Raw genomic sequence first — 11,836 nt, 5'->3', positions numbered from 1 at the left:
GCTGGAGGGGTGCAACCGAGTGATACCGTCCAGCCGATCCTGCTTCGCGTCGACAAGGAAGAACCTGCAGCGCACCGCGACGCTGTCGCAGCTGCCGCCGTCGCCGGGGTCCTCGCCTACGCTGCCCGGACCGGTGATGATGCCTGGGCGGACTGGGTCTCGGGACGCTTCACCAAGACCGTGCGGCGTGCCGGACCAAAAGCGTTCGCGAAACTCTGTGCCGAAGCGCCTTCGGGGGTTGTCCGGATAGGCAAGGCCGAGGCAGCCGCTTTCGAGCCCCAGCGCTATGAGGACATGCCGCGGGCGGTACGTTCCCTCCAGGTCTCCGGCACGCAGCTTCCCGACGACCAGCCGGCACCCCCTGCAGGGGACGTTCCGGTGATCATCCTGAACCGCGACCTGGGAATGTCCACCGGGAAGGCAGCCGCCCAGGCCGCCCATGCGCTGCTTGCCTGGTACCTGGAACAGGAAACCGCGCACCAGCGGGCATGGGCAGCGCGGCCTGGAGCAACGGTCCTCGAAGTCCCGCAGGGGAGGTTCGGCCACGCCTTGTCCCTGCCGGGCGCCGGGCCGTTGATTGTTGATGCCGGCCTGACTGAAATCGATCCCGGGACCCCGACAGCTTTCGTCGCGGAGCCTGTTGCCTAGTTAGCCGCCTGAGGACGTGGGCTGGAGATCGCCGGCTGCTTAGGTGCTCACCGAAGCTGACCCGAGCCGCCTGGCCTCGCGTGCCCGGGATTCCAGGTCGGCAGCGGCTGGTGCGGGCAGGTCGATGATGCCGCGCAGGGAACCGCGCAGGGTGCGGTAGGCGCCGTCGACTTCCGACGGGGCTGCTGCGCCGTCGAGGATCAGGTTCAGTGCCGCGCGGGCTGTGGCCAGCTTGCCGCGCTCCTGCTCCGTCAGCCGTGACTGTCCGCAGCGGCGTGCGTAATTCTCAGCGGTCCGCAGTGCGACGTCGAAGCGGTCAACGGCGAGATGCAGCCGGTCCGGATCCGTTCCGCGCTCCGCCTCCCGGATGCCCTGCATGGCCACGATGACTTCGCGGATGACCGGATCGGAGTAGTCGGTCATGACCGGGTACTCGATCAGCAGCGATACGTCCGTTTCATAGCGGGACCAGCTCACGAGCGAAGCGTCCCGGCGCTGGCACGCCGCTTCCCAGGAGGCGCTGCGGGCCTGCGACTGCACCCGGAGCCCGCGGCGGGCCTGGAGCCCCTTCGAGGTCCTCCGCACCGTGAAGACCAGCCCTGTCAGGGCGGCGATGGCCAACGGCGGTACAGCGAACGCGAGCACGAACGTGTAGGCAGGCGGAACCGCGCCCCAGACGGCCCAGGCTGCGAAGCTGATCAGCGCATAGACCCCCAGGACAACCATCCCGGAAGCGAAGGCAAACAGGACCAGTGCCGCTGCGGCAATTTTGCGGGCGACTCGTTTCAGCATGCCGACAGAATAGTCCCCCAAGCTGGAGTGCGGCAGGGAACGCAGGCGGGGAATCGGCAACGGACCCACCGAATAACGGGACTTTCCCTAGGGCTGGGCGGATCCGGCGCTTACGGTGTGCCCATCACTGATCTCGATGAGGAGACACCCTTATGCACTCCCGGAATCTGCCTTTGGTGTTCGCTTTGACTGCAGCGCTCGCGGCCGGCGGAGCTGCCGCGCCCTCCGCAGCCCACCCCCGCCACGACCCGAAACCGGACCAGGGGAGCCTGCAGTCACTGCGCGGTCCCGTCACGGATGAGAACTTCTACTTCGTTATGGCCGACAGGTTCGCCAACGGCACTAAGGACAACGACGACGGCGGCCTGGGCCCGGACCCGATGGTTTCAGGCTTCGATCCCACCTCCAAAGGCTTTTACAACGGGGGAGACCTGCAGGGACTGATTGGCCAGCTGGACTACATCCAGGGGCTGGGAACAACCTCGATCTGGCTCACGCCCAGCTTCAAGAACAAGGCCGTCCAGCCCGAAGACAACTCGGCGGGCTACCACGGCTACTGGATCACCGACTTCACCAGAATCGACCCGCACCTGGGCAGCAACGAAGACCTGCGGACCCTGATCGACCTGGCCCACGGGCGGGGAATGAAGGTGTACTTCGACATCATCACCAACCACACAGCGGACGTCATCGGCTATGAGGAGGGCAACCGCACACCCTATGTCTCCAAGGACCAGCTGCCCTACCGCGACGCCGCGGGGCAGGTCTTCGACGACAGGGACTTCGCAGGGACCGCTGCCTTCCCCGAACTGGACCCGGCGTCGTCGTTTCCTTACCTGCCCGTCCTGGAAGCCGGAGAAGAAGACCTCAAAGTACCCGCGTGGTTGAACGACGTGACGCTTTACCACAACCGCGGTGACACCACCTTCACCGGCGAGGATTCCCTGTATGGAGACTTCTTTGGCCTCGATGACCTCTTCACTGAGGACCCGCGGGTCGTGGACGGGATGAAGGAAATATACAAGGCGTGGATTGCGGACTTCGGGGTCGACGGTTTCCGGATCGACACCATGCGCCATGTCAACGACGAGTTCTGGCAGGAATTCGGCCCTGAAGTGCTGGAGTTCGCACGGTCCAAGGGCAAGGACGAGTTCCTCATGTTCGGGGAAGTCTTCGACACCTCCAGGGCCAGGACCTCCCACTTCACCACCGGCGCCCGGATGCAGTCGGTCCTGGATTTCCCGTTCCAGGACGCCGCCCGGAACTTCGCCTCCCGGTCCACCCCGGCGGCGGACCTGGAGGCCTTCTTCGCCGCCGATGACTGGTACACGGACGCGGATTCGAATGTCTACCAGCTTCCAACCTTCCTGGGGAACCACGACATGGGCCGGATCGGCAGCTTCGTCGCAGCAGACAACCCCGGCGCCGCTGAGGACGAGCTGCTGGCCAGGGACCGGCTGGCACATGAACTGATGTATTTCTCCCGCGGAAATCCGGTGATCTACTACGGTGACGAGCAGGGGTTCACCGGACCGGGCGGTGACCAGGACGCACGGCAGAGCATGTTTGCCTCCCAGGTTGAGGAGTACCTGGATGACGATCTCCTGGGAACGGATGCCACGCATGCGCAGGACAACTTCGACACGGGGCATCCCCTGTACACGAAGATCGCGGAACTCGCCCGGCTCACTGCCAGGCACCCCGCCCTGCGCGACGGCGCGCACCAAAACCGGTACGCGAGTGACGGCCCCGGAATCTACGCCTTTTCCCGGATCGACGCAGGAGAACAGCGGGAGTATCTGGTAGCCGTGAACAACAGCACCGAGGCCCAGTCCGCCCGGATTCCCACTGCCTCACCGAGGCAGAAGTTTATGGCCCTGTACGGGACCTCCTCCCGGGGGCTGCACAGCGACCGGCGCGGAAACCTGGCGGTCGAAGTGCCGCCGCTGTCCGCCGTCGTCCTGAAGGCCACCGCAAAAATCCCGGGCTCACGGAATGCTCCAGCCGTCCGGCTGCAGCAGCCTGCCGTCAGCGCCGAAGATGCTGGGCGGATTGAAGTGTCGGCGCAGGTACGCGGAGATTCCTTTTACCAGGTGACCTTCCAGGCACGGACTGCCGGAGGCCGCTGGCAGTCCATCGGCACCGATGACACGGCACCGTACCGGGTTTTCGACGACGTGAGTGACCTGGATGCCGGAACCCGGCTGGAGTACCGCGCGGTCGTGCTGGACAATCGGCGGCACACGGCTGCCTCCCGTACGGTGGCCGCCGTCGTACCTGCCGCAGGCTTGAGCATCACCTCACCCGGGGAGGGAGCACTGGTCAGCGGTGAAGTGACGGTCACTGCAGAGGCGGTTCCGGAGAAGCCGTCGCACGTGGTGGGGATGGAACGGCGCATCGGGGACGGGCCCTGGGAGCAGATGGCGGCGGACGAGTCCTCTCCCGCCTACACCGTTGTCGATGACCTGGAGCAGCTCGGTCTGACCGAAGGCGCCCGGGTACAGTACCGGGCGGTGCTGCTGAGCGGAGAGCTGAGGTCCTTCAGCGAGGTGCGCACCGTCGTCTACGGCACCCCCGAGGTGGTCCAGCCGGCGGCAGTTGCCGTTGCCGGGAGCCTCAACAGCGAGCTGGGCTGCGCGGGTGATTGGGAACCTGCCTGCCCGCAGGCCCAAATGGTGTTCGACGGCGCCACCGGACTGTGGACACTGACAGTTCCCGACCTTCCTGCCGGACGTTATGAATTCAAGGCAGCACTGAATGGCGGCTGGGAGGAAAACTACGGAGCCGGCGGCGTCCGCAACGGAAGCAACGTGGTGCTGGAGCATCCGGGCGGGCGTGTGGAGTGGAGGTATGACCACGCTACCCACATCATCTCGGCCTCGTGAGGCCGGGATCGTCCAGCGGGTCAAGGACGGTACTGGGTGGACGGCGTTTTGAGCGGGAAACACGCCCAATCTTGAGCGAAAATTGCGTCTTTCTATAGCGAACGCACGGGATGGGGTTCCTAATGTCGGGGTATGGGGACTTATAACGCAGTTTCAAGGAAGAGCTCCGCTATCGATTTCTTTTCCCCGCCCGCCGGGGTGGTCCTGTCCGGGAACCGCTGGCTGCACGCCAGCCGGGTGCAGACGGCGCAAACACTGCCGGTGCTCAGCCCGGGCGAGGTCTACGTGACGCGCCGGGGGACGGCGTACCACACCGGGTGGTGCCAGGTGGTTCAGCGGACCTGGGAGTTCAACCGGCCCGCGCTGATGGTCAGCGGGGAAAAGGGCAACCGGCGCCTTTGCCGGTCCTGCGCCGAGGACTCCCGGGGGATGTGACCTGTTGGGCGGGAGCGGCCCGGCAGTGCCTTAGGCATCCCCGGGCCGGCTCGCTTCCAGGGCGCGGATCAGTGAAGCGGCATCATGCGGACCACGGTGCCGGGATCCGTTCACGAAGAACGTGGGAGTCGAGTGCAGGTCCATGGCTTCGGCATCCAGGGCGTCATCCCTGACCCGGTTGCTGACCTGCGCTGACCTCAGGTCCGACTCAAACCGGTCCAGGTCCAAGCCCAGGTTGTCCGCCAATGAGAGCAGATCCGCCGGGCTGAGGCGATCCTGGTTTTGGAACAGGGCGGCTGCGTAGGTGCTGAAGCGCCCTTGCAGAGCCGCAGCCTCGGAGGCCTCCGAAGCTTCCACCGCATGCGGATGGACGCGGGTGAGCGGAAGGTGCCGCCAGACCCAGCGAAGTTCGCTGCCGAAATGTTCGCGGACCTCCTCCACCGCGCCGGTGGCTTTGCTGCAGAACGGACACTCGAAACCGCCGTACTCGACGAGTGTCAGCGGGGCGTCAACTTCACCGGCAATGTGGTCCCTGCCGGGAACAACCGGCCGGGCCAGCTGCCTTCCTACCGGCACCAGCGGTGCCCGCGACTCCAGGACTTTGAAGATGAGCGTGCCGAGCCCAAAGGCGGCCAGTGAGCCGGCAAGGACTCCCACGCGGGCGTCGTTCCGGGCATCGGGGTCCTCAATCGCCAGGCTGATGATGAACAGGGAGATCGTGAACCCGATGCCGGACAGCGCTGCACCCCCGGCGATCCGACCCAAGGTAAGCCCCGGACCGAACTCGCCCAACCGCAGCCGCTGCAGGAGCGAAGAAATCCCGAAGATCCCGACAAACTTGCCGACCGCCAAACCACCCAATACCGCCCACGTCAGGGGTGAGGCAGCAGCGGAGGCCAGCGTAGCGGCGTCGAGCACTACTCCTGCATTGGCCAGCGCGAACAGGGGCAGGATGAGGTAGGAAACCCAGGGGCGAAGAGTGCTCTGCAGACGCTCATTGACCGAGATCGATTCCCGCAGGCTCCCGGCGGCGGCACGGGCATACTCCGAGTTCGGTGATTGGCGGAAGGTCTGCGTCAACGCCACCGCACGTTCAACCTCATGCCGGCGCGGAGCGAAGACGGGTATAAACAAGGCAACAGCGACACCGGCCAGGGTCGGGTGGACACCGGCGTAGTAGAAAGCCAGCCAGGCACAGGCCGCCAGAATTGCATAAACCGTGCCGCGGCCGCGCGGCAGATAACGGGAAGCAGCCACCGCCGCCAGCCCGGCGAAGCCCGCAAGGAGCGGTACAAGCCTCAGGTCCCGGGTATAAACCACGGCGATGATGCTCAGGGCGGCGACGTCATCCACCACCGCGAGGGTGAGCAGGAAAACCCGCAGCCGTCCGGGGAACCTCGGGCCGACAAGCGCCGCACCCAGCAGGAAAGCCGTGTCGGTGGAGATCACAACACCCCATGCGTGGGCGTACTCCGTACTGCCGGCGATCAGCAGGAAGATGAGGGCCGGAACGGCAAGGCCGACGGCGGCGCCAACCACCGGGACAATGGCCCGTGAGCGGTTGGTCAGTTCCCCCAGCGCGAATTCGCGGCGCACTTCGAGGCCCACCATGAAGAAGAAGACAGCCATGAGCACGTCATTGACGACCTCCTGCAGCGTCAGCTCCAGGTCCCAGTTTCCGGCGCGGACCTCAACTGTGCTCTCCCAAAACCCGGCGTAACTCGGCAGCTGGGGCAGATTCGCCCAGAGCAGGGCGAGGGCCGTGAATATCAGGAGCAGGGCTGCGGCGCGTTTTTCTTCCCCCAGCGCTGCCAGCCGGACGAGCAAGCGGGAAGGGCCCTGGCCGATGGACAATGGCTGGCCTCCCTTCCGGAACTGCCGATGCGTCAGAGACTAGCGTTCGCCCCGAAGCCGTTCCATCTCCCGGCGGTCTTTCTTGGTGGGGCGGCCGGTTCCGCGGTCGCGCTGCGGGATGCCCAGGGCCGGTGCCGGCGGACGCTCGGGGGTGTGGTCCGTGAAGAAGTGCGAGGCCGCTTCCGCACCGACGCGCTTGCTGATCAGGCCGCGGACTTCCAGGATCCGTTCAAAACCCGGCTGCCGGACCCGGATGGTGTCTCCGGGCTGGACGGGCTGCGCAGCTTTCGCGGCGTTGCCGTTGAGCTTCACGTGCCCGGCACGGCAGGCGGCAGTGGCTGCGGAACGGGTCTTGTAGGCGCGGATGGCCCACAGCCACGCGTCAATACGCACGGTCTTTGGGCTGCTGCTGGGGATGCTCATGGTTGATTCAGAGTCTAGTCGGCGCCGGGCTTCCGGTTGCCCAGCAGCTGTTCGGCATCTGCCTGTGCCTGGAGGTCTTCCGGGGTGACCGGCCTTCCCGCCAGGACCTGGGGGACCGGAAGAACGGCCCGGGCAGCCAACAACCGGCGAAGCTCGGCCGGAGTGTAGGGGTCGGGGGACCCGGTATGGGCCATCGCATGGCAGTTGGGGCAGAGGGGAACAAGGTCGGTGACCGGATCCAGCTCGTAGCCGTCCTGCACCAGGCGCGGGGGCACGATGTGGTGGACCTGCATCATGCCTGAGCCGTTCTCACCGAAGGCAGCCCTGAATTCGAAGCCGCAGGCCGAGCACGCCGGGCCATGGTGGACCAGGCAGATCCGGATGGCATCCGGGTCGTTTTCGTAACGGCTGGCCAAGGACCACCGCAGTGCCTCCTGCGGCAAGGTCCCCGGGATGACAGCTGTCGCGGGGCTGGGGAGCGCGGCCAGCTGCAGTGCCCAGGCCGCCCGCAGGTCAGCTTCCTCATCGCGGTCCAGCAGCAGGATTCCGCTCTCCGGAAGGGTGCCGGAGGGCAGCAGGCCGCTGAGCGGAATCTGGTCTCCGAGCGGGAGGAGAAGGTCGATATCCACGTCCACCACGGTGACTGGACCGTCTGGATCTGCCTCGGCATCCGAAATGGCGTAAGGATAGGAGACGACGACGCCGTGGCCGGCTACGCCTTCATGCGCACCAGGGAGGACAAACCAGGTGTCCGCTCCTGGCTCAATGCTGGGGGCTCCGGTGATGTCCCAGACAGCCCGGAACATTCCGGCGTCGGCCGCACCGGCTGCGGCCGACGCATAGTCAGGCTGCCAGGCTTCCGGCCACACAGGGTCCCAGCCGAGAAGGACAGCGCTCAACTGTGGTTCCTCCAGGGACTGCTCAACGCGGCTGGTACGTCAGGCAATCGGCGAGTTCCGCCCCGGGCCCAACCCGTACGTCGTGGGCGTCGCACATCAAATGGTCATTGAAACGGCATTCTTCGCGCTGGCACGCGCCAACGGTGGCCAGGACCTTCGGCAGCCCGCCGGTGGACGAGGTGTCTATGAAGGTAGCGCAGCTGGCATGGTCGGGAGCGCCTCCAACCGTGATGGCATATGCGGTGCAGCCTTCGTGGTTGAAATCGCAGTTATGGACCGAACAATCGGAAACGGGTGCTACGTGGTCAGTCATGGGTTCCTCCCGTGCAGGTTGCCGGAGTGCATGTTGCCCGAAACCCGAACGTACCACCGTTATGCGCGAATAATTAGCACGAATTTTTGGGCTCTAATTGGTACCGGTGCGCCGGAACAGGTGCCTACAGCCGCAGTATTGCCACCGCGGTCAGCACCGCCGTGACAGTGAGCGCCAGCCGGAGAAGGAATGACGCTTCGGGGTAGGAACGGCGGAGGGCCTTGGGGAGCCCGTCCCGTGCCGGCCAGGACCGGGCATCACACCGGATGACCATCGCGGTGTAGACGATCGCCCCGCCGAGCCCGCAGACAGTCGTCAGCACGCCAACAACTGGATTCTCGGTAATCATGCCGCCGGAAAGCAGCACGCCGAGGGCCAGGCCGAACGCGCTGCCCCGACCCACAAAGTCGAGGTACTTCGCCATCGCCGGAAGGAACACTGCCGCAAAGCGGCGTGCGGCACTGGTGCGAAGCAACTGTCCGGCCGACTGTGAAAAGGTCCGTCGGGTGGCCGCGAGTTCTGCCAGGCTTCCCGCTGACCTGACCGCCGATTCCACGGGAGCGAAAGCCTCGGTGACGAGTTCTTCCTGCTCACGGAGGAGCCCTGGGCGTTTCAGCAGCTGGGCCAGGGCCCCTGCTGCGAGGACCCGCTGGCTGCTGTCGGGCCGGGAACGCCGCTGCCGTTCCATCCTTTTGAGCCATCCGGTATCGGAAGAGCCCAAGCCGTGCAGCGGCTCCGCGGTGGCAAGGCCGAGGCGCCGTGCATACGAGATTGTTCTTTTCCGGCCCGAAGGCGCCGGCAACCTGTCGCGGAGGGCCTCAGCACGTGCGGCAACCAGTTCGGTGTACCGGTCCTGCAAGGCCGGAAGGCCGGTGTTGTCCCAGCAGGCCCGAGCCGCGATCACCACACCGAACACTGCTGAAACAAGTGCCGTGGCCTGTATGACCGTCCAGGTATCCAGGACCCGCAGTAGTTCGTGCACAGTTCCCCCACATCGTTCTGCCTGACGGGAACAGCATTTCACGTTCCGTTTCCGGTGCTGGAGTACAGCGTCCGGGACGCGTAACAGTGGGGCCGGCGGGGTATGTGGCTGTCCGGGGAAGCCCCCTTTTTGGTGCCCGGGTGCGCGGCTGGGTATAACCGGGTTATGACCTCCGTGCAGCTGCCCGCCCTTGCAGGCGCCCTGGCCCGCAAAGCAGAAGCAGAGGGGTTGGAACTCGACGCCGCCCAGGCTGCGGCTCTCCCGCTCCTCGCGGCGGCAGAAGAATCGGTGCGCCGCGGAGTTTCCGACGGATCGGTCTATCTGTGGGGACCGCCGGGCGGGGGGAAGACCTGGCTGCTCGACGCGTTCTTCGATGCGGTTCCGGTGGAGCAGAAGCGCCGCCTGCACTTTCACGATTTCTTCCGCGAACTCCATGCCCGCACTTTTGAGGGGTACGGCAGGAAGGGATTCCGGGAACAATCGGCCTTCGCTGAGGGGCTCGATGCGCTGCTGGGCGACGCCCGCCTGCTGTGCTTCGATGAATTCCACGTCAGCGGGCCGGCCGACGCAGCGTTTGTCACCCGCCTGCTGCGGCAGGTGCTTGAGCGCGGCATTGTCCTCGTGGCAACGTCCAACTATGCCCCGGACGACTTGCTCCCGGACCCGATGTTCCACCACCTGTTTGAGCCGGGCATCGAACTGATCCACCGGCACCTCACCGTCGCATGCCTCAACGCCGGCGTCGACTACCGCAGTATCCCTGCAGCCACGCGCCCCAGCACGGGGTTTGCGTCTGGATACCACCTCCGCCGCCCCTATCCCTCGCTGCTGCGGGAGGCGGGCCTGCGGGAACCGGAACCTGAAGAAGCCCGGTCAGTCCAGCCCGGGCCGGTTCCGCTGAGCGCAGCACGAGCAGCGGGAGACCAGGTCTGGTTCCACTTTGCGGAACTCTGCGAGGTGCGCTCAGCGGCCTCCGACTACCTTGCGCTCGCAGGGCAGTTCCGGCACTGGGTGGTGTCCGGAGTTCCGTCCCTCACCGAAGCGGATCCGTATGCCTGGCAGCGCTTCGGGAACGTGGTCGACGTGCTCTACGACGCCGGATGCAGGCTGGATGTGATCGGCTTCGCTGATTACGAAGGACGTTTTCCGGGAACCGGGAACGCCGTGGACCTGGGCCGGATCAGCAGCCGTTTCGGCATGCTGCGGGAGCTCTCCGCGCCGCCGGTTGCCGGTTCAGTGCAGTGACTGGAGCTTGGCCTCGGCTTTGTCCAGCGCCCGGCGCGCCGCCCTCGCCTCACGGCGGGCAGTATCGCGGGAGCGCTCCAGTGTTCCGCGGTGCCGGTCCACAGTGCTGACCTCGCGTTCGAGTTCGCGGATTCGTTCCCTGAGGTCATCGATCTCGTCCGTCAACGCGTCCCGGGCAGCGGTTTGGCTGTCCAGTTCGGCTTGGACGGCGGCAAGCTGTTCCTCAGCCTTCCGCGCGGTTTCCTTCGCGGATGCCAGTGCATCTTCTGCACTGCGGAGCGCCTTGGCCTGCGCTGCCCGCTGTTGCCGGGAGGACATGCCTTCTCCATCCCCACGGACGGGAGCCGGCCGGGACGGCCGCGCTGCGCCGTCGTTCCTGGCGCCAGCCGACACCAGCGGCTGGGCGCTCCCGGGGTCAGCCACGGCGCCGTCCAGGTCCACGGGCTCCCAGCCGTTGGCTTCCAAGCCACGGACCAGGCGTCCGGTAGCAAGGGCCGCGGCCGCGTCCGCATCCGTCATGGCAGCCCACAGCGTCTGTTCCACTTCCGCGGCTACCGCTGCGCTGACCGGATGACCCGTTTCCCCGGCCAGCTCCCGGGCCTGACGGGCCAGGGCGCGCAGCATGCGGTGGCGTTCAGAGTTCAGCCGGCGAAGCTCGTCGCGGTCCAGGTCCGCCTGGGCCTCCCGCAGTGAGGCCCCGAGTGAGAGGACATCGGCGATCGCCTGTCCTTCCTGCCGCACCAGGGTATTGGCCAGCCATGCGGCGGCAGAGGGCTTTGGCAGGGCCTTCAGCCGCTTGCCGAGTTCCTTGTCGCCGGTCCGGGAGGCCTCAGCAGCGTGCTGGTTGCGGGCAGCAGTGAAGTCGGCAGGGAGCAGCCCGTAGAGTTCCGTGACGACCTCGCCCGGCTCCCTTCCGGCGCCCTGCCTGGCAGCCGTCACCCCGGGTACGGTCCGAACCGGCCGATGGCGATGAAAACGTTCATCGCCAGGAGGATGCAGGGGAGCGCCACCCGCTGCCGTTCACGGCGGCGCAGATGGACGGCGACGGCGCCGGCCATCAGCATGCCCAGGGCGCAGGCGGCAATGGGGGTGAGGATGGGAGCGACATCAGCTGCGGCGGGAATGATGAGCCCGAGAGCGCCGAGAATCTCCGCGAGGCCGATCAGCTTGACAGCCCACGCCGGAAAATCGGCAGGCCAGCGCAGCACCCGGACCAGCTTGTCGTACGGCTGGACCAGCCGCATGACGCCCAGTCCCAGGTACAGCAGGGCCAAGACGATTTCGGCCACCCATAGAAACACCAGCATTGCTGATCCTTTGTCCCCCTCCAGCGCCGGAGCGCACCGGTCACAATATCCTA

Annotated in this window: 12 protein-coding genes; 4 read left to right on the top strand and 8 right to left on the bottom strand. The window is 66.2% G+C overall.

Annotated elements, in window-relative coordinates; genetic code table 11:
* Positions 1 to 9 precede the first annotated feature (9 nt).
* Positions 10 to 648, top strand: coding sequence for a peptidyl-tRNA hydrolase (locus LOC59_RS13240; RefSeq protein WP_229972518.1), 639 nt, complete (start codon positions 10 to 12; stop codon positions 646 to 648).
* A 39-nt stretch (positions 649 to 687) separates the two neighbouring features.
* Here the strand turns inward: LOC59_RS13240 and LOC59_RS13235 are convergent, their stop codons facing one another.
* Positions 688 to 1,440, bottom strand: coding sequence for a hypothetical protein (locus LOC59_RS13235; RefSeq protein ID WP_229972516.1), 753 nt, complete (start codon positions 1,438 to 1,440; stop codon positions 688 to 690).
* A gap of 152 nt (positions 1,441 to 1,592) precedes the next feature.
* Here LOC59_RS13235 and LOC59_RS13230 point away from each other — a divergent pair, with 152 nt between their 5' ends.
* Both LOC59_RS13230 and LOC59_RS13225 read left to right on the top strand, forming a co-directional pair.
* A complete protein-coding gene (locus LOC59_RS13230; protein WP_229972514.1) occupies positions 1,593 to 4,325 on the top strand; it encodes an alpha-amylase family glycosyl hydrolase in 2,733 nt (910 codons plus the stop codon).
* 132 nt (positions 4,326 to 4,457) lie between these two features.
* Positions 4,458 to 4,760 (top strand): hypothetical protein, encoded by a 303-nt coding sequence (locus tag LOC59_RS13225; RefSeq protein ID WP_227917469.1) that lies wholly within the window; start codon positions 4,458 to 4,460, stop codon positions 4,758 to 4,760.
* Positions 4,761 to 4,790: 30 nt separating this feature from the next.
* On the opposite strand, the gene nhaA is transcribed toward LOC59_RS13225, so the two are convergent.
* The 5 genes from nhaA to LOC59_RS13200 all read right to left on the bottom strand — a co-directional run bounded on the left by nhaA (position 4,791) and on the right by LOC59_RS13200 (position 9,231).
* Positions 4,791 to 6,614, bottom strand: a complete 1,824-nt coding sequence (nhaA, locus tag LOC59_RS13220) for a Na+/H+ antiporter NhaA (protein ID WP_229972512.1) — start codon at positions 6,612 to 6,614, stop codon at positions 4,791 to 4,793.
* A gap of 39 nt (positions 6,615 to 6,653) precedes the next feature.
* Positions 6,654 to 7,037: an RNA-binding S4 domain-containing protein gene (locus LOC59_RS13215; protein WP_227897515.1), complete on the bottom strand. Its 384-nt coding sequence runs from the start codon at positions 7,035 to 7,037 to the stop codon at positions 6,654 to 6,656.
* 14 nt (positions 7,038 to 7,051) lie between these two features.
* Positions 7,052 to 7,936 carry an HNH endonuclease gene (locus tag LOC59_RS13210; RefSeq protein ID WP_227897516.1) on the bottom strand — a complete coding sequence of 295 codons (885 nt, stop codon included), beginning with the start codon at positions 7,934 to 7,936 and terminating at the stop codon, positions 7,052 to 7,054.
* Between the two features lie 22 nt (positions 7,937 to 7,958).
* Positions 7,959 to 8,249 carry a DUF1540 domain-containing protein gene (locus LOC59_RS13205; protein ID WP_227897517.1) on the bottom strand — a complete coding sequence of 97 codons (291 nt, stop codon included), beginning with the start codon at positions 8,247 to 8,249 and terminating at the stop codon, positions 7,959 to 7,961.
* A gap of 124 nt (positions 8,250 to 8,373) precedes the next feature.
* Positions 8,374 to 9,231 (bottom strand): hypothetical protein, encoded by an 858-nt coding sequence (locus LOC59_RS13200; RefSeq protein WP_229972505.1) that lies wholly within the window; start codon positions 9,229 to 9,231, stop codon positions 8,374 to 8,376.
* Positions 9,232 to 9,396: 165 nt separating this feature from the next.
* Between LOC59_RS13200 and zapE the strand changes: the two genes are divergently transcribed.
* Complete coding sequence (gene zapE, locus LOC59_RS13195) at positions 9,397 to 10,476, top strand: cell division protein ZapE (RefSeq protein WP_229972503.1); 1,080 nt, start codon at positions 9,397 to 9,399, stop codon at positions 10,474 to 10,476.
* On the opposite strand, the gene LOC59_RS13190 is transcribed toward zapE, so the two are convergent.
* Together LOC59_RS13190 and LOC59_RS13185 are read right to left on the bottom strand one after the other, a co-directional pair.
* Positions 10,465 to 11,415, bottom strand: a complete 951-nt coding sequence (locus LOC59_RS13190; protein ID WP_229972501.1) for a transposase — start codon at positions 11,413 to 11,415, stop codon at positions 10,465 to 10,467. The two genes, zapE and LOC59_RS13190, sit on opposite strands and share 12 nt — an antisense overlap.
* Positions 11,412 to 11,783, bottom strand: coding sequence for a DoxX family protein (locus LOC59_RS13185; RefSeq protein WP_227897521.1), 372 nt, complete (start codon positions 11,781 to 11,783; stop codon positions 11,412 to 11,414). The genes LOC59_RS13190 and LOC59_RS13185 overlap by 4 nt, the downstream gene beginning before the upstream one ends.
* Positions 11,784 to 11,836: the final 53 nt, after the last annotated feature.

The organism is Arthrobacter sp. zg-Y916, from assembly GCF_020907385.1.
GTDB classification, from domain to species: domain Bacteria; phylum Actinomycetota; class Actinomycetes; order Actinomycetales; family Micrococcaceae; genus Arthrobacter_B; species Arthrobacter_B caoxuetaonis.
The sequence above is the reverse complement of the archived record's forward strand: the minus strand, read 5'-3'. Positions and strand labels throughout refer to the sequence as shown.

Bases quoted from the DNA above. Each gene is read 5' to 3' on its own strand.
- LOC59_RS13235 (WP_229972516.1), bottom strand. From the start codon at position 1,440: ATGCTGAAACGAGTCGCCCGCAAAATTGCCGCAGCGGCACTGGTCCTG.
- LOC59_RS13230 (WP_229972514.1), top strand. From the start codon at position 1,593: ATGCACTCCCGGAATCTGCCTTTGGTGTTCGCTTTGACTGCAGCGCTC.
- LOC59_RS13225 (WP_227917469.1), top strand. From the start codon at position 4,458: ATGGGGACTTATAACGCAGTTTCAAGGAAGAGCTCCGCTATCGATTTC.
- LOC59_RS13215 (WP_227897515.1), bottom strand. From the start codon at position 7,037: ATGAGCATCCCCAGCAGCAGCCCAAAGACCGTGCGTATTGACGCGTGG.
- LOC59_RS13205 (WP_227897517.1), bottom strand. From the start codon at position 8,249: ATGACTGACCACGTAGCACCCGTTTCCGATTGTTCGGTCCATAACTGC.
- zapE (WP_229972503.1), top strand. From the start codon at position 9,397: ATGACCTCCGTGCAGCTGCCCGCCCTTGCAGGCGCCCTGGCCCGCAAA.
- LOC59_RS13185 (WP_227897521.1), bottom strand. From the start codon at position 11,783: ATGCTGGTGTTTCTATGGGTGGCCGAAATCGTCTTGGCCCTGCTGTAC.